General features: G+C 45.3%; 30 protein-coding genes. 23 read left to right on the top strand and 7 right to left on the bottom strand.

What is annotated here, in order from left to right:
- The first annotated feature begins 3 nt into the window (after positions 1 to 3).
- The 7 genes from DESRU_RS17410 (at position 4) to DESRU_RS17380 (ending at position 4,970) form a co-directional block, all read left to right on the top strand.
- Positions 4 to 1,449, top strand: a complete 1,446-nt coding sequence (locus DESRU_RS17410) for a nitrogenase component 1 (protein WP_013843397.1) — start codon at positions 4 to 6, stop codon at positions 1,447 to 1,449.
- Complete coding sequence (nifB, locus tag DESRU_RS17405) at positions 1,415 to 2,356, top strand: nitrogenase cofactor biosynthesis protein NifB (protein WP_013843396.1); 942 nt, start codon at positions 1,415 to 1,417, stop codon at positions 2,354 to 2,356. Before DESRU_RS17410 ends, nifB begins: the two co-directional genes overlap by 35 nt.
- An 18-nt stretch (positions 2,357 to 2,374) precedes the next feature.
- Positions 2,375 to 2,683, top strand: coding sequence for a 2Fe-2S ferredoxin (locus tag DESRU_RS17400; RefSeq protein WP_013843395.1), 309 nt, complete (start codon positions 2,375 to 2,377; stop codon positions 2,681 to 2,683).
- A gap of 27 nt (positions 2,684 to 2,710) precedes the next feature.
- On the top strand, positions 2,711 to 3,340 hold the full coding sequence (locus DESRU_RS17395) for a Fe-only nitrogenase accessory AnfO family protein (protein ID WP_013843394.1): 630 nt from the start codon (positions 2,711 to 2,713) through the stop codon (positions 3,338 to 3,340).
- A gap of 69 nt (positions 3,341 to 3,409) precedes the next feature.
- Complete coding sequence (locus DESRU_RS17390) at positions 3,410 to 4,276, top strand: beta/alpha barrel domain-containing protein (RefSeq protein ID WP_013843393.1); 867 nt, start codon at positions 3,410 to 3,412, stop codon at positions 4,274 to 4,276.
- 76 nt (positions 4,277 to 4,352) lie between these two features.
- Positions 4,353 to 4,544, top strand: a complete 192-nt coding sequence (locus tag DESRU_RS17385; RefSeq protein ID WP_013843392.1) for a hypothetical protein — start codon at positions 4,353 to 4,355, stop codon at positions 4,542 to 4,544.
- 102 nt (positions 4,545 to 4,646) lie between these two features.
- Complete coding sequence (locus tag DESRU_RS17380; RefSeq protein ID WP_013843391.1) at positions 4,647 to 4,970, top strand: hypothetical protein; 324 nt, start codon at positions 4,647 to 4,649, stop codon at positions 4,968 to 4,970.
- A gap of 111 nt (positions 4,971 to 5,081) precedes the next feature.
- Here DESRU_RS17380 and DESRU_RS17375 read toward each other — a convergent pair whose 3' ends face one another.
- A complete protein-coding gene (locus tag DESRU_RS17375) occupies positions 5,082 to 5,384 on the bottom strand; it encodes a DVU0772 family protein (RefSeq protein WP_013843390.1) in 303 nt (100 codons plus the stop codon).
- Positions 5,385 to 5,646: 262 nt separating this feature from the next.
- Here DESRU_RS17375 and DESRU_RS21010 point away from each other — a divergent pair, with 262 nt between their 5' ends.
- The 7 genes from DESRU_RS21010 to DESRU_RS17345 all read left to right on the top strand — a co-directional run bounded on the left by DESRU_RS21010 (position 5,647) and on the right by DESRU_RS17345 (position 9,345).
- On the top strand, positions 5,647 to 5,820 hold the full coding sequence (locus DESRU_RS21010; RefSeq protein ID WP_013843389.1) for a hypothetical protein: 174 nt from the start codon (positions 5,647 to 5,649) through the stop codon (positions 5,818 to 5,820).
- 24 nt (positions 5,821 to 5,844) lie between these two features.
- Positions 5,845 to 6,093: a hypothetical protein gene (locus DESRU_RS17370; protein ID WP_013843388.1), complete on the top strand. Its 249-nt coding sequence runs from the start codon at positions 5,845 to 5,847 to the stop codon at positions 6,091 to 6,093.
- Positions 6,094 to 6,112: 19 nt separating this feature from the next.
- On the top strand, positions 6,113 to 6,478 hold the full coding sequence (locus DESRU_RS17365) for a hypothetical protein (protein WP_013843387.1): 366 nt from the start codon (positions 6,113 to 6,115) through the stop codon (positions 6,476 to 6,478).
- Positions 6,479 to 6,638: 160 nt separating this feature from the next.
- Entirely contained in the window at positions 6,639 to 7,217 is a 579-nt protein-coding gene (gene spoIIR / locus DESRU_RS17360; RefSeq protein WP_013843386.1) for a stage II sporulation protein R, read from the top strand.
- Positions 7,218 to 7,309: 92 nt separating this feature from the next.
- Positions 7,310 to 7,687: a hypothetical protein gene (locus DESRU_RS21375; RefSeq protein ID WP_238446321.1), complete on the top strand. Its 378-nt coding sequence runs from the start codon at positions 7,310 to 7,312 to the stop codon at positions 7,685 to 7,687.
- 31 nt (positions 7,688 to 7,718) lie between these two features.
- The gene (locus DESRU_RS17350) at positions 7,719 to 8,000 is read left to right on the top strand and encodes a hypothetical protein (RefSeq protein WP_013843384.1); all 282 of its coding nucleotides are present in this window, start codon (positions 7,719 to 7,721) and stop codon (positions 7,998 to 8,000) included.
- A gap of 196 nt (positions 8,001 to 8,196) precedes the next feature.
- Positions 8,197 to 9,345 carry a cache domain-containing protein gene (locus DESRU_RS17345; protein WP_013843383.1) on the top strand — a complete coding sequence of 383 codons (1,149 nt, stop codon included), beginning with the start codon at positions 8,197 to 8,199 and terminating at the stop codon, positions 9,343 to 9,345.
- Between the two features lie 512 nt (positions 9,346 to 9,857).
- On the opposite strand, the gene DESRU_RS17340 is transcribed toward DESRU_RS17345, so the two are convergent.
- Genes DESRU_RS17340 through DESRU_RS17330 form a run of 3 tightly spaced genes read right to left on the bottom strand, consistent with a single transcriptional unit; the run spans position 9,858 to position 13,410 of the window.
- Entirely contained in the window at positions 9,858 to 11,000 is a 1,143-nt protein-coding gene (locus tag DESRU_RS17340; protein ID WP_013843382.1) for a polysulfide reductase NrfD family protein, read from the bottom strand.
- 37 nt (positions 11,001 to 11,037) lie between these two features.
- Positions 11,038 to 11,823, bottom strand: coding sequence for a 4Fe-4S dicluster domain-containing protein (locus DESRU_RS17335; protein WP_013843381.1), 786 nt, complete (start codon positions 11,821 to 11,823; stop codon positions 11,038 to 11,040).
- A 27-nt stretch (positions 11,824 to 11,850) separates the two neighbouring features.
- Positions 11,851 to 13,410: a [FeFe] hydrogenase, group A gene (locus DESRU_RS17330; RefSeq protein ID WP_013843380.1), complete on the bottom strand. Its 1,560-nt coding sequence runs from the start codon at positions 13,408 to 13,410 to the stop codon at positions 11,851 to 11,853.
- A gap of 812 nt (positions 13,411 to 14,222) precedes the next feature.
- Between DESRU_RS17330 and DESRU_RS17325 the strand changes: the two genes are divergently transcribed.
- Together DESRU_RS17325 and DESRU_RS17320 are read left to right on the top strand one after the other, a co-directional pair.
- Positions 14,223 to 14,819 carry a hypothetical protein gene (locus tag DESRU_RS17325; RefSeq protein WP_013843379.1) on the top strand — a complete coding sequence of 199 codons (597 nt, stop codon included), beginning with the start codon at positions 14,223 to 14,225 and terminating at the stop codon, positions 14,817 to 14,819.
- Between the two features lie 48 nt (positions 14,820 to 14,867).
- Entirely contained in the window at positions 14,868 to 15,089 is a 222-nt protein-coding gene (locus DESRU_RS17320) for a hypothetical protein (protein WP_013843378.1), read from the top strand.
- A 123-nt stretch (positions 15,090 to 15,212) separates the two neighbouring features.
- Here the strand turns inward: DESRU_RS17320 and DESRU_RS17315 are convergent, their stop codons facing one another.
- From DESRU_RS17315 to DESRU_RS17305, 3 genes are all read right to left on the bottom strand, one after another.
- A complete protein-coding gene (locus DESRU_RS17315; RefSeq protein WP_013843377.1) occupies positions 15,213 to 15,446 on the bottom strand; it encodes a YkvA family protein in 234 nt (77 codons plus the stop codon).
- Between the two features lie 301 nt (positions 15,447 to 15,747).
- Positions 15,748 to 16,011 carry an alpha/beta-type small acid-soluble spore protein gene (locus DESRU_RS17310; RefSeq protein ID WP_013843376.1) on the bottom strand — a complete coding sequence of 88 codons (264 nt, stop codon included), beginning with the start codon at positions 16,009 to 16,011 and terminating at the stop codon, positions 15,748 to 15,750.
- A gap of 314 nt (positions 16,012 to 16,325) precedes the next feature.
- Positions 16,326 to 16,667 (bottom strand): phage holin family protein, encoded by a 342-nt coding sequence (locus DESRU_RS17305; protein WP_013843375.1) that lies wholly within the window; start codon positions 16,665 to 16,667, stop codon positions 16,326 to 16,328.
- A gap of 130 nt (positions 16,668 to 16,797) precedes the next feature.
- Between DESRU_RS17305 and DESRU_RS17300 the strand changes: the two genes are divergently transcribed.
- The 7 genes from DESRU_RS17300 (at position 16,798) to DESRU_RS17270 (ending at position 22,354) form a co-directional block, all read left to right on the top strand.
- Positions 16,798 to 16,992: a hypothetical protein gene (locus DESRU_RS17300; RefSeq protein ID WP_013843374.1), complete on the top strand. Its 195-nt coding sequence runs from the start codon at positions 16,798 to 16,800 to the stop codon at positions 16,990 to 16,992.
- On the top strand, positions 16,989 to 17,198 hold the full coding sequence (locus tag DESRU_RS17295; protein WP_013843373.1) for a hypothetical protein: 210 nt from the start codon (positions 16,989 to 16,991) through the stop codon (positions 17,196 to 17,198). The genes DESRU_RS17300 and DESRU_RS17295 overlap by 4 nt, the downstream gene beginning before the upstream one ends.
- 38 nt (positions 17,199 to 17,236) lie before the next feature.
- Entirely contained in the window at positions 17,237 to 17,587 is a 351-nt protein-coding gene (locus tag DESRU_RS17290; RefSeq protein ID WP_013843372.1) for a hypothetical protein, read from the top strand.
- A 91-nt stretch (positions 17,588 to 17,678) separates the two neighbouring features.
- Positions 17,679 to 17,861, top strand: coding sequence for a hypothetical protein (locus tag DESRU_RS17285; protein ID WP_013843371.1), 183 nt, complete (start codon positions 17,679 to 17,681; stop codon positions 17,859 to 17,861).
- A gap of 216 nt (positions 17,862 to 18,077) precedes the next feature.
- The gene (gene typA / locus DESRU_RS17280; RefSeq protein WP_013843370.1) at positions 18,078 to 19,907 is read left to right on the top strand and encodes a translational GTPase TypA; all 1,830 of its coding nucleotides are present in this window, start codon (positions 18,078 to 18,080) and stop codon (positions 19,905 to 19,907) included.
- A gap of 214 nt (positions 19,908 to 20,121) precedes the next feature.
- Positions 20,122 to 21,177 (top strand): type 2 isopentenyl-diphosphate Delta-isomerase, encoded by a 1,056-nt coding sequence (gene fni, locus DESRU_RS17275; RefSeq protein ID WP_013843369.1) that lies wholly within the window; start codon positions 20,122 to 20,124, stop codon positions 21,175 to 21,177.
- A gap of 220 nt (positions 21,178 to 21,397) precedes the next feature.
- Complete coding sequence (locus DESRU_RS17270) at positions 21,398 to 22,354, top strand: hypothetical protein (protein WP_013843368.1); 957 nt, start codon at positions 21,398 to 21,400, stop codon at positions 22,352 to 22,354.
- The last annotated feature ends 95 nt before the right edge of the window (positions 22,355 to 22,449 follow it).

The raw sequence follows: 22,449 nt of genomic DNA, 5'->3' as shown, positions 1-22,449 counted from the left end.
CCGATGAAAAAGGATACGGCAAGCTGTGTGAATGTCAACGAAAATCCTTGTAACATGTGTATGCCCATGGGCGGGATTCTTCCCTTTAAGGGAGTGGAACAAGCCATGGTCATCATTCATGGCTCCCAGGGCTGCGCCACCTATATGCGAAGACACATGGCCGAGCATTTTAACGAACCCATTGATGTGGCTTCCTCCTCCCTGAATGAAAAGGGAACCATCTACGGCGGAGAAAAGAATTTAAAGCAGGGGCTGGATAATGTCATGAGGGCGTACCGGCCGGAGCTTATCGGTGTTTTGACCACCTGCCTGGCGGAAACCATCGGGGAAGATATTGACCGCATGGCCCAGGATTATTTGAAGGAAAGGGATCTCGCCGATTTTCCGGTAGTGCCGGTGTCCACGCCCGGTTATGGTGGGACCCATGCAGAGGGTTATTGGGTAACCGCCAAAAAAATTGTTGAAAAACTGGCCTGCAAGAGCGAGCCTCAAAACAAGATTAACGTGATTATACCCAATATCAGTCCGGCGGATATCCGGGAAATCAAAAGACTACTTCAATTAATGGGAGTGGAATATACGCTGTTTCCGGATTTTTCCGATACCCTGGACCGGCCTTATAGACGCCCTTATCAAAAGATGGCTCCGGGCGGGACGCGGTTGGCGGACATTGCCGCCATGCCGGGCGCCCGGGCCACCATTCAAATGGGTATGACGGTGGAGGAAAATGTGTCGCCGGGGAAGTTCCTGCAGGACCAATTTGGCGTACCCCTTTACAACCTGCCCATACCCATGGGGGTGGAAAGTACCGATTTGTTTATCCACTTATTAAGTGTTTTAACGGGAAACAGCATACCGGAAAGCTTGGGGATGGAACGGGGACGGCTTCTGGATTGTATGATTGACTCGCATAAATATAATTTTCAAGGTCGCAGCGTGATTTTCGGTGAGCCCGAAAATGTCTATGCGGTGGCCAAAACCTGTATGGAAAACGGAGTTTATCCGGTGGTAGCGGCCAGCGGCAGTAAGAATCCGAAATGGGTAGAATTGCTGAAGGAACTGTTTGCCGATTCGCCGGAGCCCGTTGCAATCTTAAATGAAGCGGACTTTACCGCTGTTCGGAATAAAAGCAGGGAACTTCAGGCCAACATTGCCATCGGTCACTCGGACGGGCGTTATCTTACCGAGAAGGAAGGCATTCCCCTGGTAAGAATGGGTTTTCCCATTCATGACCGGACCGGGGGCCAACGGCTGCTTTCCGTTGGCTATGCCGGAACAACCCAATTTTTGGACCGAATCACCAATACTTTACTGGAAAATAAACATAAAAATTATCGTAAGTCCATGTTTGAAAAATTTTACCAAATACCCGGTGAAAATGAAATGCATGGCACAGAAAGGGGTGGTGATCAGCATGCCTTGCTCGTGTTTCCAGAGTCCAGTCACTAAAAAGATCCCTCGGGAGACCCTGGAGAAGACTGAGAGACACCCCTGCTATTCCTTCGGCGCTCACCACAAGTTCGCCAGGATGCACCTGCCGGTGGCTCCCCAGTGCAACATCAGTTGCAATTACTGTAACCGCAAATATGACTGCACCAATGAAAGCAGGCCGGGGGTAACCAGTGAAGTTTTATCACCGGTGGCAGCAGGGAGTAAATTTATACGGGTTAGGGAGAAAATCCCCAATCTTAGTGTGGTGGGGATTGCCGGACCGGGAGATGCTTTGGCCAACTGGCCCGAAACCCGAAAAACCATCGAACTCATTCAGGCCTCGGACCCGGAGGTGGTCTTCTGCCTTTCCACCAATGGACTGATGCTGCCCGCTTATGCTCCGGAAATTGTTGAACTAGGCATTAAACACGTGACGGTAACCGTCAATTGTGTGGACCCGGAAATCGGGTCAAAAATCTATCGTCATGTTTTCTACCAAGGGCGAAAATATAAGGGCATTGAGGCGGCCCGGATTTTACTGGAAAACCAACTGGCCGGAATCACCTATTTAGCCCGGCACGGAGTACTGGTAAAGGTAAACATTGTCATGATGATCGGGGTGAATGACGGCCATATTCAGGCAGTGGTTAAAAGGGTTAAGGAACTGGGCGCTTTTATAACCAACATTATGCCGTTGATTCCCGCCCAGGGCAGTGTCTTTGAAAATTTTTCCCAAACCCCCGTTAAAGCGCTTAACGAAATGAGAGACCTGTGTCAGGAAGAACTTCAGCAAATGCGTCATTGCCAGCAGTGCCGGGCCGATGCCATTGGCATGCTTTATGATGACCGTTCCCCGGAATTTCGTTCCCCGGTGGAGAAGGGGCGGACCTGCGCCGGGAAAGAGTTAAAAGAGAAAGCAGTTTAAGGGCAAGGAGTTGAAAAAATGATTAAGCCAAAACGTCATATCTTTGTTTGCAGCAGTTCCAGGGTAAACGGAGAACCAAAGGGGTTTTGCCATTCCAAAGAGGCAGTGGAAATTATCGGCAATTTTATGGAAGAGATTCGAGACCGGGACCTGGGGTCCGAAGTGTTTGTTTCCAATACCGGCTGTTTTACCCTCTGTGAAAAGGGTCCGGTAGTAGTAATTTATCCCGACAATGTTTGGTATGGCGGGGTTACCCCCGGGGATGTGGAGGAAATCATGGATGAACATATTGAAGGGGGCAATGTTGTTAAGCGTCTGGAGTTATAGCGGCTCCCCTGGGAGGAGGAAATAAAGATGCCAATGGATATTGCTGTCTACCTGGGCGACAATGGAAAACCCACATCCCTTTATGAAAAAGGAACTCTGGCAGTCTACCAAAGAAGGCAGGGCCAATGGAACATCATAAGGCAAAAAGACTTCTGCCCGCAGGAAAATTTGGGTATGAAGGACTTGCGTCAAAAAATGAAAGACATGATTGTTTTTCTGGAATCCTGTAAAACCCTGGTGGGCTCATCCGTAACCGGAATCCCTTACTTTGAGCTGGAAAAGGCCCACTGCAGCATCTGGGAGTACCAAGGAAGTCCGCTGGAGTTTCTGGATTATATCATGGAGAAAGAAGAAGCGGAACAACTGCAAAGGGAACAGCAAAAGGTAGTAACTCTGCCTGTCCCGGTGGAAACCTTTCATGGTTGCTACCGCATTTCTCTCAAAGAAATCCAGGAACAAAATACCGGCTTCACTTCAAAACAGGCGCTGCTTCCCTTTATCCGGAAGGGCAACTTTTTCTCCCTGGAAGTTCTTTGCAACCATATCCCTCCCTGGTTGGAAACAGAGATTCAGATCGGCAGCCTGCAGGGCCGTTCGGAAGTGATGGGAAAAAACGAAATCAAATTAACCATCACTAAAAAATGCTGCGGCACATAGAAGTTTTTAAACGGTTCCCGGAATAGCATGTGAAAAGCGGGAACCGTTGCCTTTACAGGGGGAGAGGACATGGACAAAATATTATTTGTGGATACCACCCTGCGGGATGGGGAACAGTCTGTGGGGGTGGCCTTTAGCGCCAAGGAAAAGGTTCATATCGCCGGTCTGCTGGATGCAGTGGGCGTTTACCAGATTGAGGCCGGGATACCGGCTATGGGTCAATTAGAAATGGAGGCCATCTATTCCATATTGGCACTGAATCTGAAAGCAAAAATTTCTACCTGGAACCGGACCAATTTGGACGATATAAAAGCTTCTTTAGACTGTGGAGCCAGGAATCTGCACATCTCCGCCCCTGTTTCCGATATTCACATCCGGTATAAGCTAAACCGCAGCAGGGAATGGGTTTTGGATTGTATGAAGCGGGCGGTGGCCTACGCCAGGGACGCCGGCGCTACGGTTACCGTGGGAGCGGAAGACGCTTCCCGGGCGGACATGGAGTTTCTCCTGCAGTTTGCCCGGGAGGCCAAGAAGGAAGGGGCGGTTTACCTGCGTTTTGCCGATACCCTGGGGGTGATGGATCCCTTTACTACCCGGAACAGGGTGGAACAAATTATCCGGCGGACCGGCATTGACGTGGAGATGCACGGGCATAATGACTTTGGTATGGCCACGGCCAACTCCCTGGCGGCCTACAAAGCCGGTGCCCGGTATCTGAGCACCACGGTTTTAGGCATGGGTGAGCGGGCAGGCAACAGCCCCTATGAAGAGGTCGTGGAGATGCTAAGATATGTGGAAGGAATTCCCCTTCCTGTGAATGAGACGAAGTTGGAGGAACTGATCCGCTTTGTGGCCGGGGCTGCCAACTGGCCTGTTAAACCGCTAAAGATGCATGGACTGCGGAAAGCAGGGGTGGAGAAGATTTCTTTAGCTTAAAACGAAAATAACTACGAATAACAGACCCTTTTCCTGAATATCCATCATCCAGATGGGTCATAAGGAGGAGGGTTTCATGTTTATTGGCGAAATTATGTTGATTTTGGAACTTCAAGCCAACAAGGATAATCCGGTCAAGTTAAAAGAGCTATTTGAAAAGCACCGGGAGCAATTGTTAAAGATGAAACAAAAATATCCCCAGTGGAAATCTTATATAGAACCCGCCGTACTGGAAGAATTGCGTAAGATGGGTCTACCGGTGGATTAAAGGATCTTTCCCGGACTGTTTTCCCCTATCATCATAAGGGATATTCCCTGGTGAGTTGTGGCATGCTAGGAAATAGGTGTAGAAACAGGAAGGGGGAACCCCATGAGATTTGAACCCATTGATGAACAGGCGGCTGAAGAATATTTCCGGATGCTCAAGGATGCGCCATCCATCAAAGAAATTATCAGTACTTATCCCGGTGTGGAAAACCTGATTCATGTGATGACTGCCCAAATCTGCATGCGCTTTATACTACCCTTTTTAGAGAATGAGCTGTCGGTGGAGGATTTGCACGAAGCGGTTCGCAGGTATCTTATTACCGCTCTGGCCTTTGGCATCATCCTGCATAAGACGGATGATGCCACCAATTATGTTCTTAAAATGTTTCAAAAGGAAGAGGGTCCGGAAGAAGAAAAAACCGGATAAAATAAAATCCCAGCGGAAGCACTGCTGCTTGCTGGGATTTTATTATGTAGGAATCCTTATCCCCCCAATGGCCCACCCGCAGCGGGTTCAACCGGCGGCCTAAAGTAGAGGTTATTCATTGAACAAATTTGCTCTTATCCAATCTCTTAATTCCTCATTGACGGGATATAGTCCATCCCAGGTAGGGGACTCTCGATGAGACCGGAGCGCCTTTTGTATCAGTTTCTGGGGAGGCTGTCGATCCAAAGGGCTGGTATGGCTGCTGTAAGGGCCCATTCTATACAGAACCAGGAGCGGTTTGGCATCCTGGCTGTCAATCACAAAGCTGTAACCGGTTTTGCGGCTAGGCCGTGTAAATTCATTTTCTGGGGTAAAATCCCATTGAATGCTGTCCGCGATCTGAGAGAGTTTCATTTCATCACTTCCTTAAAAAATTTCCATTTACTGTTAGACTAACCTTGTAAAAATAAAAACATACCAGGAAAAAGAACTTTCACGGTGAAATATAAAACAAATGAGCGTCACCAGAGGGAGGCCTTGATGATGAAATGCATCTACGAAGATGTTCCCTGCCGGTGTGATACCTCCTGCATTGATGATTGTGAAGAATGCTACTGCAGCCAGTGTCCCGTCAGGAATAAGCCGCCGCATTATTAAAGTAGGGGGGAGCTTTCCCGTGCAGGCAATTCTGGCAGCCATTGGCTGCCAACAAGTTTATGAAATAAAAAGCATTATAGAGCAACAGGGCCGGGCGGTTTTTGGTACCATGGACGGAGAAAAACTTCAACCATTATTTGACCTTGTGCCAAAAGGAAAGGGAATACCTCTGTATTTTTACGAAACCGGCTGAGAGAATCTCCGCAGAGTAATTGCCGTGGGCAATTGTACCGGCCTTTATCCCGCAGATTCCCATGCTGATGAGCAATCCTATGGGCTTCACTTTACTAAAACCTTTGCCGGGGAGTGGAACCGGCTGATGCTGGGAGCCGCCAAACCCCTGGCCTATCATCTGTATTGTAATGTTTGGCTGGAAGTGAAGGAACTGTCTCTGGGGAACCGGGAACCTCTATCAAATCTTTTAAAAAAATCGGACAGGGTTTACTACAATATTATGGTGGGATAAGCGTGAAGGAGGTTTTTGGGTGAAAAGAGAGGAGCCTAAGGTAAAACTGGACACCGTAATCAGACTTTGCAGCGAAGGGATTGAAATGCTGACCCAGGGAAAGGTAGAGGAGACCATTGACGGGTTGAGGCATACCCTGGACAAGGCAAGGCAAATGCTGGCCGTTCATAACGGCAGAGGGGATATACTAGTGAAGGCGAAGGTTCAATTGGGGCAAATTCCCCCGGGAACCAGGGGAAAGATGATCCGCAATGATGAAAGCGGTATGCTGATTCTGTGGCAGATAGAAAGTCCCCGCCCCTTGGTGGATTTGTTTTCACGTGAACAGTTTGAAGATTATCTTGAACTGGAGGATCAGTGCCGCCACCATACCAGCCCGCACTAAAATACCGCCTGCTGAGTAATTCAACCCTTTTGTCCCTGGTTTAAGACTTAAGCAGCAGCAATCGGGTTTTCCGCGTTAATTTGACAAATCATGTATAAAAGCCAAGCTGCAAGCCCATACTACTTAGTAGTTAATTAGTGTATATGGGGGCTTGGTTTACATGATGAATCGATATAAATGGGTGTTGATTTTTACCGGTTTGCTTTTAGCCCTGTCCTTTCTTTCCTATCGGACTTACGTTCAGCATGAATTTGCCAGCCAATTAATCCGCTTTCATGTGATAGCCAACAGTGATAGTTTTCAGGACCAAGCCTTAAAATTACATGTGCGGGATGCCATAGTCCTGGAAATGAAAAAACGTTTTAGTCAGGCCAACAATCGGAAGCAGGCAGAACAGATTGTCCTAAACAATATGGGGGAAATTGAGGAATTGGCCCGACAGCAAATTCAACGGGAAGGTAAGAATTACAAGGTAGCCGTGATGATGGGGGATTATGATTTTCCCACCAAAAGCTATGGCGATTTAACACTGCCCGCAGGCAACTATCACGCTGTCCGAGTTGTGATTGGTGAGGGCAAGGGGAAAAACTGGTGGTGCGTCTTGTTTCCGCCCCTTTGCTTTACAGACAGTGTAAAAACCGTGGACCAGAAGCAAGCGGTTAAAGGTGTAAAAGTATTTGAGAAGGATAACGTTGAATTTCGACTGCGTGCAGCGGACATATTGAAAATTTTTAGCTGATCCCATTCAAGCAAAAGGCAACAGTTTAAAGGACGGTTGCCTTTTGCATTTTACAAAGACGAAAGGAATTTGTTAATCAAAAAGAATGAACCGTGAAAATGACAAATTCAGGATTCCTCTTTCGGTTTAGTGACAAAAAAGTTATTTCCGGGTGTAACTCGGGGTACAATAATTGTGTTCGTTGTAGTAAAATAAAACCAGTTCCGAAAAGTTTGTCTTTAGAACAATACAGAAGGGAACATGCGGCGTTGCCAAATCAAACAGTAAGGTTTTTTGTTTTTGCCATTCTCATTATTTATGTCCTAATTGCAAGCTCTGTTTTCAAAAAGGTAAGCGCCTATTTAGCTACTTTAAACCTTAATCCATGGATTCACCTGGGAATAGTAACCGCTTCACTGGCGGTTCTTGGCCTTGGCCTCATTGTGGTTAACAAGTTGGCCGGAAACTGGATAACCAGGAAAATGGATTAACAATATAACAAGATTTTTGGAGGTATGAATAATGCAGCACCCCACCAACACCAGAATTATTATTGCCGATTCTCCGGAAGAAGCCAAAGAAAAGTATCTGCAACTGGGTATCAAAACCAAAGACCCCAATCCGGGTGTGGAATGCCTAAAGCCGATGGAGGATGAAGAGTTTGATGTTGATTCAGATATCAATCTGATTGGTGAAGTTTCCGTGGGTCCCTCTATCATGGAAGAAATTCGCAAGGATTTTCCCAGGGCCTACGTCCTGTACTTTTTGGAAGACCCCAACAATTTTCCGGAATCCCATGCCTAATTGAAAGATATTAAGCCGTATCCACCAGGATACGGCTTTTTTCAGCTCTATGTTGCAAAAATTTTCATATTGTTAAGAATTTAAAAACATTGATACGCCGTATAATCAATTTAATGGAGGTTAATTTAAGTTTATATAGAATTATTACTAAGAGTCAGTAAGAAAATTGCAGGTGGGGCAGAGGTGATCTTTTTAAGTGCTCTCCATTAAACATAAAATGACAATTCACGTGGTTGCCACCATTTTAATACTGGCAATTAGTTTTATGGTTGCAACAGGTATCCAGTTTAAGAAAACCGCTGTACTGGCCGCTGTAACCAAGGCGGAAAGTGATATAGCCATGGGGCTGGCCCTTTTGGATGCAAAATATCCCGGCTCCTGGCATGTAGAGAATGATTTTTTATATAAGGGTCAAGTCAGGATGAACAACAATAATGAGATTGTTGATTTTATCAGCAGCCTTACCGGGGATACCTGCACCATCTTTATGGCAAATACAAGAGTTGCCACAACCATTATGAAGGAAACCGGTGAAAGGGCTATAGGAACTCATTCCTCGGACATGGTGGCCAAAAAAGTTTTATCCGAGGGAGCTGAATACCGGGGAGAAGCAGAGGTAGTAGGAGAGAAATATCAAACAGCTTATAACCCTTTGTATGATGAAAAAGGCAATATCGTTGGAATGTTTTATGTGGGAATATCGAAAAAGTTTTTTGACAAAATGTTTTATGATTCTCTTTTAAGTCTGCTTATTGTAGGGGTGGTTTTAACCGCGCTGGTTTTCTTAGGAACCCTTTACTTCTCCCAACGTGTTATTATCGGGCCTCTGAAGATATTGACGGCTGAAACGCAAAAATTTGCCAAGGGGGATTTTTGCTCTCTGTCCATGCCTGTGGAGAAGGAAAGCAAAAATGAGATTGTAGAACTGGCCAAGTCCATCAACCAAATGGGGGAATGGGTACAGGCCTTAAGTCATCAGATCAATCTTGCTACCGGTAAAACCTCCAAGGACTTTGGGGTTGAAGCGGGTCAGAAAACAGAAATCATCCCGGAACAAGAGAATTTGCTAAAAAAGAGCGTCGCCGTTTTGAAAGGATCGTGGGATGAACAACTGCCTAAAGGACTGAACGAAGTTACCCTGCAGCAAATATTAACTTATTTAATGAATAATGATGGAAGTTTATCTGTTTCGGAAATCGCAGAAGAAATTAAACTGACCAAAGTAACGGTCCGACGTTATCTGGACTACCTGGAAAAGTGCGGTATGGTAAAAGTGGATATGCAATACGGACCTGTTGGCAGACCGTTGAAGTTATATACATTGGTAAGAAGCGATCCCATATAATAAAATATATGTAATTGGAGAAGATTTTCTTTATCTAAGTGGCTGGGGTAAGATATAAACCCAAGCCATTTTATTTTTAGGCCGGAACTTGAGAAAAACTCTTTCGTTTAAAGATGAAGTCCAGGCTATATTTTTTATTTTACTTAAGTTACTTAATTAATTTAATTAACTTTTTTCGAGAATTATGAATGGAACATTGGGATTAAATCCAAGGGAAAACAGCCCTGCTAGACCAAAGAAAGATTCGGCAATTGTTTGAATATTTTTTAATTTTTTAAAGTTGCTTAATATTGTTCTTTCTTTCGGAGAAGTTTAAAATGGATTTAGCCATTCCGAGGGTAGGGATTTAATAACCCGCTGCCCCGGCAAAAGAAAAAACCCGACTAGGTATCGGGTTACAAGAAAGAAAAATACAGGCGCGATGGTGTTTATAACACCGGTATGAAAAGGAAGGCGGTGATGTATGCACCGCCTTCTTACCTAGCTAGCATTTACAAAACTTTTTTGCAGGATTAGGCCGCATGGCCATGATCACTATGATCCAGAATTCTGAAGTTTTCTACGATGAAGCAATAAGCCAGTACGCCAAGGGCTACCAGTCCGATACTTACCAGGAATTCAGCAGCGGAAGGAACATAGGCGGAACCGGTGGATCGAATCATACCAATAATCACAACGTTCATACGGTTTAGAATAACGCCACCGCTTACCAGTAGACCGAAAATGAACAATCCGGAACGGGTTGTGGTGATATTCGTGAAGCACATGATAATGGGTACGATAATACCGAGAACCATTTCAATCAAGAACATGTTGCCTTCCAAATTGCCTGCAAAGACCAGATTAAAGACTCCCCGGCTGACTAGATCGTAAATCTTTAATATCAGATAAATAATCATGGCATATCCCGAGACCTTGATCAAGCTTTTCAGGATGGGAATGGGAACCCAGTGATCGTATGCTTTTCCGGCCAGAGTGGTTTCTACGCAGATCATGGCCGGACCCACAAAGAAAGATGACATTAAGAAGAACAGGAAGATAATGGGTGACCACCACAACGGATATAACTTATCGGGCATAATCAGGTACAGAGCACCCAGGGAAGATTGGTGCAGGGTAGGGAAGATAATGCCAACGATCATCAAAACCGGTAATGCTTTCACAGCAATATCATGGAACTTGGTGCCAACTCGCTCGGTGGCAATTTCGGTGAATTCTAAAATCTGTACCGTGGTATAGCAGGATACACACCAGAAAACTTCAAAGAGCACGGAATGATGGCCCCAGGAAACAAAGGGACGCCAGAAGTTGAACCACTGACCAATATCAAGGAACAGTCCGGCCATGACCAGCAAATAACCTAACAAAGAGGTCAGCATAGCGCTGCGGGCGATGGGATGGAAATACTCTCTGTGCAGCACGTGTACGATAAGAGCCGTGCCGTAACCGCCGCCGGCCAGTGCAACACCGGTAAGAACGTCAAAGCCGATCCACAGGCCCCAGGGCCACTCATCGGATAAATTTGTAACAATACCAAGGCCGGTTACCAGACGAAAGATTGCTATACCAATACCGGCTGCGGCCAATAACATTAATAGTACACGAATAGGAGTTATTTTAAAGCTCCACTTTTGGGCTTGGGCGTGAGCCGCCATGAATATCCCCCCTAGATATGAAATATGATTGCCTCAGTTAGGCCTTGTAGTTTTTGTTATTTTCCTTGGAAATCTGGTTGCGACGCTTGGTGTAGTGGTAAAGACCCGTCAGAATAACGCCCCAGGTAACTGCAACATAAGGTGTTGCATGCATGAAGCTGGCTGTATAGCTGGGCAGGGGCCGGGTAGTAACATCGGTTTTAAAGCCTAATTGCTCAAAGGGAACATCGGAGAGATACATCCAGGAGGTACCGCCCACTTCTTTTTCACCAAAGATATGCTGAATATACTTGGAGTCTTTGGCGATGGTAGATTTTGCTTCCTGTAACAGTTCTTCACGATCCCCATACTTAAATACTCCGGCGGGACAAACGGATACACAGGCGGGAGCCTCACCCTTTTCTACCTTGGTAGAACACATCTGGCACTTGGTTACCAGGGGAAAAGCCTTTTCCCATTCGTATTTGGGAATATTGAAGGGACAGGCAATCATGCAATAACGACAGCCAACACACAGGTGAGGATAATAGATAACCGGTCCTGTTTCGGTTTTCTGGAAGGCCTTGGCAAAACAAGCGGACGCACAGGCGGGTTCTTTGCAGTGCAGGCACTGATGCTTAACGAAACGCCATACCGGTTTGCCGTCTTTTCCCTGAACCTGTTTAAAATCAACCACAGTCCAGTTTTTATCCGTTAATTTTGCTTTATCTCCAATGGTAGGATTTTTTTCATCCCATTTGGTTTCATTCCATAGTTTGCAGGCCACAGTGCAGCTACCGCAACCTACGCATTTGGTCAGGTCAACTAAAACACCTTTTGACATGAATCTTCACCTCCTGAAGGTATGGATTTACGCGTTTTGTTTCTTAACAGTCAGGTGTTTACTACGATCCTCATAGTGAGTGTGCAGCAACTCGTGGGCTAAATGACTGTTGGGATGCTCCAGGAATTTTTCATAGAGGGCCAATACCTCTTTGTTTTCGTGACTCTTACGTTTAGCATAGACATGAGCGTCCGCATTATAAAGACTGGCGATACGAGCTTTACGCACTTCGTCGGAAGGGGGCAGAGAGGTTCTGGGCTGTCCGCCGCCGCTGATGCAGCCGCCGGGGCAGCACATGAATTCAATAAAGTGGTAGGGAGACTCTCCCTTGCGTACCGCTTCCAAAATGGGCCGGGCGTTGCTTAAACCGTGGGCAACCGCCACCCGCACTGTTCCAACACCGGGAATGTCAACGCCTGCCTCCTTAATACCCGGCAGTCCACGAACCGGGGTTAAATTCAACAATGCTTCCGGTGGCTCCTGTTTGGTAATCAGGAAATAGGCGGAACGAATGGCTGCTTCCATAACACCGCCGGTAGCACCAAAGATGAGGCCGGCACCGGTGCTTTCGCCCATGAGGGAATCGTATTTAGCCTCGGGAAGGGTATTCAAATCAATGTTTTTCATTTTAATGAGACGAGCCAGTTCCCGGGTAGTCAGTACCACATCCACGTCTCTTAAATTAGGTTTCCCGGCGTACTCACCGGCACTGTTCATTTCCGGACGTGCAGCTTCAAATTTTTTGGCCGTACAGGGCATGATGGAAACCGAGAAGATCTTTTCGGGATTGATCCCCTTTTCCTTGGCGTAATAAGTCTTAATCATAGCGCCCAGCATCTGCTGGGGAGATTTACAGGTAGACATGTGCTCCAGCAGATCCGGGTAGAAGTATTCACAGAACTTAACCCAACCGGGGCTGCAGGAGGTAAACTGCGGCAGGGGTTCTTTAATTTCGCCGGTAACTCTTTTAATTAACTCGGTACCTTCTTCAAAAATGGTCAGGTCGGCAGAGAAGTTGGTATCAAACACGGCATCAAATCCGAGCTTTTTCAAGGCAGCCACCTGCTTGCCTTCTACGAAGGTTCCCGGCGCCATACCGAACTCTTCTCCTAAACCAACCCGGGTAGCCGGAGCGGTTTGAACCACCACGTGCATATCTTTGTTTTCCAGGGCCTTAATCACCTTATCGATGTCATCCCGCTCGGTGATGGCTGCTGTAGGGCACCACAGGGTGCACTGTCCGCAGTTCACGCAGGTGATATCGTCCTTGATGGGAAGCTCGTAATAGCCAAAAACTGTTTGCACCCTCTGACATACCTCAATACATTGGCCGCACAATACGCACTTTTGGTCGTCGCGGGTAATGGATGGGTTGGTAGGATCGATGGGAATACGGCCCTTTACCTGAACGGGCCAAGTGCTGGCCACCTGATACTGCTGCGGCATCCAGCCCTTACCACCGGCAGGATCCGTGCTGCATCCGGCAATGGTTGCAGTAATACCTGTTAAACCAATGCCCCCCATCATTTTGAGGAAGCCCCGCCTAGTAACTTGCCTTTCTTTTTCTTTGTCTGCTTGGTTCTGCATAGGTTTTCCCCCTTTGCTTGAAAGAATGTCATACATTTGCATGCTAACCACCCAGCCAATAAAATTAAGCCTTGTTTGGTCAGCGAATTGCCTGATTCATTCGACAGATTTTTCTACAAAAGTCCTATTTGTCATATTTGTCACAATTTTAAAAAAACCTTCTTTTTTAGACTAAAAAATAATATGAAATTTATTACTGAGAGCCGGTTACCAAAAGAAATAGATGGTTTAGCAACAATGTTCAGAATGATTTAATAATTCCCAACTAATAAGAATATAAAAATAATTTTTAATTTGCGAAAGAACATTAACAACATTTAAATTTTACAATGACTTACACTTTCGCTCAATATATTAAATCATAAAAGTAGAAGAAATTTTAAGAAAAATTGTCGATTTAGTGCAGGGTGGTTTCGCTAAAGTGAAATCAATCACGATAGCCGATTTTTGTAGAGGACTTGGAAGAAAATTATTGAAGTAATTATTAATAATTTGACTTTAACTAACCTTAACTTTATTATAGCATCGGTTTTTCTAAACACAAGGGGGTATCTTCATTTAATGTAATATTTTTTTGCACATAGTAAATAATAGTATTCTTAGGGGTAGACTGTTTTTTCATTTCTTATGAAGGATTTTACAGCGGGAATAGGGAATTTAGCCAATAGATTTGCTTGTTTTTTAGAAGCAAATTTTGGAATAGAAGGATCCGGCGCTTGTGTTTAGGCTCGATATGAGCAAGCTATTGATCAATCCAAGCCTTCATATAGAACAGAATGAATTAGATCATAGGGATTAAGAGGGGGGCTCTAATGATGAACCCGAACAAAATTAAAACGAAAAAATATGGAGAGTATTATATTTTTAGTCTTGAGGGAGTTAAGGTACTGAGGGTTAAGTGCGAGCTGGGTCCCCCGGAGATTATGGCCAGGTTGACGGAGGGAAGGGTTGTTAGCTCCTTAGGCCAAAAACGGTTAAGGGATTTTTTTGAAGGAACCGGCTTTGAAAAGGGGAATGTGGCCAATTGTCAGGTGCATTATTATAAGGAAGGAAAACCTCTTTTAGAGAGTCTTCCAGAGGCGGAGAAGAAGCAATTTTTTGATTACTGCATGGAATCGGCCTTACAAGGGGTATTGGGCGAATTAAATGAGATTGTGAGTTACTTCAGTGGACTGGAAAGCCAATTTAACGCTTCCATTGAAGAGGGGGCGGAAATATTTTGTTCACCGGAATTTGAAGAAAAATACGATTCCAGAGAAATGATTTCTGAGGTATCCAACGAATTGGCCAGAATTTATAAAAGTAAACCCAATCCCAAGGTGGTACAGTGGGCTGAGATATTGATACATAATTTACTTAAAGATATTTTTAGTTTGGGATATGCTATTGGTAAAGAAGAAGTTGAATAAGATATTATAGGATAGAACTTTTAGAATGAGGATCAAAGGGGTAACAACATGACAGAAAATGGGAGGACTAGGGGCAAGGTTATTGAATTTACACCTCGTAAGAGACCCAAACTGAAAAAATTGGACTATGTGGATCCGGAACAAAAAAAACTTAGAGAAAAGCGGCAGCGCCAAAGACAAATATCTTTAAACCGGGATAAAACCCTTCGCTATGTAGGAATTTTTATTGGGCTGTGCTTTTTAGTCTTTATATTAAAGGAATTATTTTAATCGTAACCACACAAATGGACTGCCGCTATGGCTTATAAATAAATAACAAATAAACCTCCGGAACCATGAAATAAAGTGGAGCCGGGGGTTATTGCTTGCTGGGACTAGCCTCTTTAGCAAGGGTTATTTTTTGTTGGACAGAGATTGTTTATGGGCTTTAATCAGATCATAGCCGCGTTTAACGCCCCAGAGCAGGACAACCAGATCATCTGCTCTTCCGGAAAGAGGGATGAAGTCCGGTATAAAATCAATGGGACTAATAAAATAAACAATGCATCCGGCTACTTCATATTTTAAACGGGAAGGAACCAAAGGATTTAACAAGGCTTGAATAAAAAACCAAAATTTTTTCAGCATAAGATTCCCCCTTAGCAGATATGTTTATAATTCGGCGGTCATCGGGGTTTTCCTTTTTAACCGTCCGGGGGATATTTTTTTGATCCAAAATCATTATTAACATTTAACCTTTTTCTAATACAGCGCAAGAGGAGGCATGTTTATCACGTCCCCCTCTTATAATAAAGATGATATAATTGCCTTCGAGCATTTACTTTATTAACAATATAACAAGGGGAGAGTGTAAGATCACTCTCCCCTCGCGGTGAGGGCTCAACCGGCATCTAATCTAAGAGAATATGACGGTTGCCCTTCCGTTTAATTAGGACCTTTGTCCGATTTGTTCGGTAGGAGCAGACTGGAGGATTTGGGCGCTGTTGCCGCTGGCAAGAGCCTGTTCAGCATAAGCAACCAGTTTTTTGGTCATGTTGCCACCTACATAACCGTTAACACGGCTAGGCAGAGAGCCTTTGTCCAACTGCTGATAGTTGGCGATACCCAGTTCGCCTGCGATTTCGTATTTCATTTGATCCAAAGCACTCTGTGCACCAGGGGTTACCGACTGATTGGTATTACGGCTTGTCATTGTTGATTCCCTCCTTGAATTTTTGTTTCTTTATTTGTGGTTCTGATGTTATTATGGACAAAGACAGTTATATAATACGAGATAATTTATGACAGTAGTTATAAGAAAAGGTTTTGTTTCCAGATGTATTACTGGATAATTAAGTAAAATTATTCTGGATTTTTATTTGTATATTAGGAAGTTTTATGCTGCTTGAAATAATATAAAATAAAGTAAACATTTGGATGTATATTTTGTAGATGTTTTACTAAAGCGGAAAAGGTGATCCCTGAAAATAAAAAAACCCTCCGCCAGGAGGGTAAAAGCAGACTTTTCTAATCCCTATTTAAAATTATGTTTAACAGCCAGCTTACGATGGTAGTAATCAGTGCACCCATGAAGGCACCGCCAAAAGTAAGCACATTAAATCCGGGGACAAACCAGGAAACCAAGGCAAAGAGGATGGCATTCAACACCAGAATAAATAGCCCGAGGGTTAGCACAGACAGGGGAAAGGTCAGAAATACCAGGACCGGTCGAATAAAGGTATTTACAAAGCCCAGTAAAAGGGCCGCAATGACTGCGGAGGCAAATTCCTTAATTTCAATACCGGGCACAACATAATCGGCAACCAGCAATGCGGCGCTATTTAGCAATAATTTAAGTAACCAGCTCATTTTTTCACCTCCGGTTCCATCATAAATTGTACAGGGTTTTTATGTCAATGAAAGAATTAGCAGGATAATAATAAATTAAATAGAAACAATAAATTTGGCAGATCTTAGATCCGGGAAAGGAGGCTGATCATTGACTTCTTTACAGCAATGTCTTAAGGAATGGGAAAAAAACACCATTGTTTATCTTCATTATATTCAAGGAATGTCTTCCAGTGAATACAATAACGGTTTTGCGGATGGTCTTGAAATGGCCCTGAAATCTTTCCACGAGTACGTTAAGAACTGCCCTGATTATGAAATCATAGAGGAGGTGGATGGCCGGTGAACCTGAATATTTATCCGGTGGTCAAGATTCTTAGCGGCCAGTGCGATGAAATTTCTGCCTTTGATACGGAAGAAGCGGCCCTGGAATACGCCCAACAAACCATAAAAAATGAACCCTATGATGTTGTTTCCATTTACCGGGTAATTTTAAATAATCCCAATGTCCAATTAACCATTCGTGAATTTAGAAAAGGAATGTGCGGTTAAAAGGAACCGGGATGCTTGGCAAAGGGAGGGGGATAGCCATGCCGGATGAAATTGTAGACCGGATTACCGAAGAGATGGAAGTCCGCGGCAAACTGGAATTTACCATTCATGAGCAAGAACTTTTTAATCAAGGGGTTAAGGAATTCACAGTTTTTTACAAAATTGTCGGAGAATCCAGGATGAAGCTGTTTCGCAACAGCCGGACAGAACTGATTTTTGTAAGATTAAACGATGACTGGATGAGACAGGCTAAGGTGGATATCAGCGGCTTGGAAGTTCCATTAACCATAAGGCTGACCTGGGACAATGACTCGGAAGACGAACTGACTGTGGAAAAACCCGGGCAGGGTGGTTGTATTACTGTAAAATCAGTCCAAATTGATAATTAAAAAAATTGATTATTTTTGGAGAAGCTGAAGGGATTTGGAAATGAATGGCGAAAAGTGTAGAAGGAAAGTAATTCGGGGAGTGTAAGTCCAAATGAAAAAGGTTATTTTCCCTCTGCTGGGAGCTGTTTATCTGGGCCTCACTTTTATTGGCAATGGAATTTACCAACTGCTTTATGATGAAGGTTCCAAAGAAGGCGTATCTATTGAGATGCTGCGGCCATGGGAACGTCGGCAGGGTCACTGCTATCATCATCAGCAAAATTTCTTTCGTTGAAAAGCAACCTTTACCCAAGGTTGCCTTTTTATTTTTCTTCGGCTCCTTTTCCAGGGCAGCCGGCCATTTATTCTTTTAATACCGGCTCATCCGGTTGATGTATAAGGAAGCTTTTACCCGGGCAGAAAGAAATATTACCACTACATTAATAAAAAGTATTATATAATAAGCTGGTTGGGTAAAATCTTTATGTAGCCCTTAGAGGAGGATATGACAATGACATCCCGCATGGACATAAGAAATATTGCCATTATCGCTCACGTTGACCATGGAAAGACGACGCTGGTTGACGGTATGTTAAAGCAAAGTGGTATTTTTCGTGCAAATCAGATTGTAGAAGAACGGGTCATGGACTCCAATGACCTGGAAAAGGAAAGGGGCATCACCATCCTTTCCAAGAATACCTCCATCCGTTATGAAGGTGTTAAGATTAATATCGTAGATACGCCGGGACACTCGGATTTCGGCGGAGAAGTGGAACGGGTCTTAAAAATGGTAGACGGAGTGCTGCTGCTGGTGGATGCCTCCGAGGGACCGATGCCTCAGACCCGCTTTGTCCTGCGTAAGGCATTGGAATTAAATCTGGTTCCGGTGGTGGTAATCAATAAGATTGACCGCCCGGACAGCCGCATTGATGAAGTGGTGGACGAAATACTGGAGTTGTTCTTTGAGCTGGGAGCCAGTGACGAGCAGTTGGATTTCCCGGTGGTTTATGCCATTGCCCGCCAGGGTATCGCAACCTTGGACCCGGCTGTGCCCGGAAAGGATCTGCAACCCCTTTTTGAGACCATTATCCGTCATTTTCCGGCGCCTGTGGGGGACGCGGATGCCCCTCTGCAGATGCTGGTGAATAATACCGAATATGATTCCTATATCGGCAGGATTGCCGTCGGCCGTATTGCCAGAGGAAGCATCTCCGGGGGAGAAACGGTTATGGTCATTAACCGGGAGGGGAGCCGTAAGAATTACCGCATTGGACGGGTTTATGCCTTTGAAGGGCTGGAGCGGGTGGAAGTTCCTCAGGCTTCCTGTGGAGAAATTGTCGTGGTTTCCGGAATAGAAGACATTATGATTGGGGACACCATCACCGATAAAGATCAACCGGAAGCGTTACCCTCCATTGTTGTGGACGAGCCCACCCTGGAGATGACCTTTATGGTGAATGACAGCCCCTTTGCCGGACAGGAAGGCGAACATGTTACCTCCCGTAAACTACGGGCCCGGCTTTATAAAGAGGCGGAGAAAAACGTGAGCATGAGAGTCCAGGATACCGATTCCCCGGATATTTTTAAGGTGGCCGGGCGGGGTGAACTGCATCTCTCCATTTTAATCGAAACCATGCGCCGGGAAGGATTTGAGCTTCAAGTTTCCAAGCCGGAAGTAATCTGCCGAAAGGATGACAAGGGTCAACTGCTGGAACCCATGGAATTGCTGCTGGTGGATATTCCTGAAGATAAAATGGGCTCGGTGATGGAAACCCTGGGCAACCGGAGAGGCGAAATGGTGAACATGGGTCCTAACGGCCCGGGTCAACTGCGCCTGGAGTTTATCGTACCGGCCCGGGGATTAATTGGTTTCCGCTCTCAATTGCTGACGGAAACCCGGGGCCATGCCGTGATGAATCATACCTTCCAGGGCTATGAACCGTTCAAAGGAGAGATCAAGCGCCGTTATCAGGGCGTGCTAATTGCCTTTGAATCCGGGGAAGCCACCCAGTACGGCTTGTTGGGGGCCCAGGGAAGGGGTACTTTGTTTGTTACTCCCGGAACCAAGGTCTATGAGGGAATGGTGGTGGGAGAGCACGCCAGGGATCAGGATATTGAAGTCAACGTATGTAAGAAAAAACAGTTGACCAATCACCGTGCCAGTACCGCCGAGGCCACTGTAAAACTGGAAGAGCCCCGCACCATGAGCCTGGAAGAATGCATTGAATACCTGGGGGATGATGAACTATTGGAAGTAACCCCCAAGAGCCTAAGAATCAGAAAAAGGCTATTGGACAAAAGTGAGAGGGCCAGGGCTAAAAAGAACAGCAACTTGGCCTAAACAGGAAGTGTATCAAATGATTTTGTTTATTAAAAAGGCAGTCTTTATTAAAGACTACCTTTTTTAAATTTCTTCCTAAACTGTAAGATATATTCAACCTTTAGAAGGGGATTCACCCGTGGCGGAAGAAATAGTTCCTTTGTAATGGTGATATTCTATTAATTATAGATATTTTTCGAGAAAATAACCGGAACCATGTTAGGGGGACAAACTGTTGCGATTGGACAGGAAACTGGAACACATTCGTTTATCTCTGGAACAAAACAAGAGTAATGGTTACACTGGTTTCAACGATATTATGCTGGTGCATAATTCCCTGCCTCAGCTTAACTGGAACGAGGTGGACACCGGATGTACCTTCCTTGGCAAAAAACTGAGGGGCCCCCTGCTGATTAATGCCATGACAGGAGGTCACCCCCAGTTAGAAAATATTAATTTCAGCCTGGCCCGGGCCGCAGCCCTAACCGGGGTGGCTATGGCGGTGGGCTCCCAGAGGGCGGCCATGGAGACTCCGGCGGCCCGGCGCAGCTTTGAAGTGGTCCGGGAGGCCAATCCAGACGGGGTCATTCTGGCCAATTTAGGGGCGGACTGTACGGTGGATGAAGCCAGAGAGGCGGTAAAGATGATTGGGGCGGACGGGCTCCAGCTTCATTTAAATGTACCTCAGGAGCTGGCTATGGCTGAAGGAGATCGTAATTTCAAAGGCATTTTACGCAATATTGAAGGATTGGCTCAACAACTGGAGGTACCTCTTATCGTTAAAGAAGTTGGCTTTGGCATGTCCAGGGAAAGTGTTGCTTGTCTTCATGCCAGTGGCATTGACTATATTGATATCGGCGGGGCCGGAGGAACTGATTTTATGGCGATTGAAGAAACCCGGTGCGGCAAGAAGCTAAATTGGGACTGGGGGATTCCCACTGCCATTAGCTTATTGGAAGGGCTTTCTGTTCATTCCAAAGGATGTTTAATTGCCTCCGGAGGCATTGACCATGCTCTGGATTGTATAAAGGCCTTAACTCTTGGATGTTCCCTGGTGGGGATGGCCCGGCCCCTGCTAAGGGTTTTAATGGATGCTTCCGACAAGGGGCTTGTTGGTTACCTGGAGGATCTGATTCAGAATATGCACCGGATTATGCTCATGCTGGGAGCGCAAAAGATTGAGGACCTCAAAAAGGTTCCGGCAGTGATTAGCGGAAAGTCCTATCACTGGCTAACCCTAAGAGGAATTGATGCCCATGCTTATGCCAGAAGGCCCGGTCCTTGTATCTGAAAGAAGGAATTTGAGTCCCTGGAACGTTCCTCCCGGGCAGAATTTGTGAAGAGTTTTTATATGGCATGGTCCTTCACAAGACCATGCTGAGAGGGATGAAAAGCGACAGAGAAGCCAATTCTTCTGTCGCTTTTTGCTTTTGCCGCCTTTAAAAATAACCTGCATAAATACACCGGCCCGCCATATTATTTGATAGATATTTCCCTTGGAGGACAGGTCCGTGAGGAATTGGATCATCTTTATATTCAAGCCCAGACAATTAGTAAAACTTTTGGTTGCGTTAGTCTGTCTAATGATCCTGACCAATATTGTTTGGCAGCGATTAAAACCCACTGAACCGCCGCCTTCCCGCAGTTGGCCCGGAAGTGAAGTGCCGGAAATTCAACGGGGTGAATTTTTGAGTTGGGATGAAGTGGATAAAATCTTTAAGCGTTATACCAATGCTACGGTGGTGGATGTGGATACCGGGCTAAGCTTTAGGGTCCAGCGCCGGGGCGGGACTTATCATGCCGATGTACAACCTTTAACTGCGGGAGATACAGCCATTATGAAGGCAATTTATAACGGGGAGTGGAGTTGGCGGCGTAAAGCGGTGGTAGTTGAAGTGGGCGGACGGAAACTGGCCGCCTCCATGAACGGTATGCCCCATGGTGACGGGGCCATCCGGGGAAACAATTTTAAAGGACATTTTTGTATCCATTTCCGGGACAGTAAAGTGCATCAATCGGGTGAGGAAAACCTGGCTCACCAGATGATGGTCTGGAAGTCGGCGGGGCGGTTTAAACAAATGATTTCCGCCATGGCACCGGAAGAAGTGATCGAAGTTTTTATTACCGCCATTGACTTGCAGGATGCAGATTCCGCCCTGAAAACCATGTATAAACCCTCGGAAGAAGTACGGGATACAGTAAAAGGAATGGTTTCCGACATTTCCAGGATTAAGGTTCAACGGGTCCGTCCGGAAAGTGGAAGCCACGAACATTATTGGGTATACCTCAATATGATATACCGGGGAGAAAAAAAGGAAGTAGAAAAAAAGATCCGATTACGTATGATTGACCAGGGAGAAAGCGGCTGGAAATTAACCGGGGAAGGATTGGATGATTTTTTAGACCGTAAGGCGGTCATAGAAGTTTTCAATACTCAGACTTTTGATGAGGAAGATTTTTGTGATTAAAAAACCCGGAATTTTTACCGGGTTTACCATTTTATAATAATTTCCTTTATACCCAATACCATCACCTAAAGCCATTTATTTCTTAAAGGGCAAAA

Source organism: Desulforamulus ruminis DSM 2154, assembly GCF_000215085.1.
GTDB classification, from domain to species: Bacteria; Bacillota; Desulfotomaculia; order Desulfotomaculales; family Desulfotomaculaceae; genus Desulfotomaculum; species Desulfotomaculum ruminis.
This window is presented reverse-complemented; position numbering and strand designations above follow the sequence as displayed.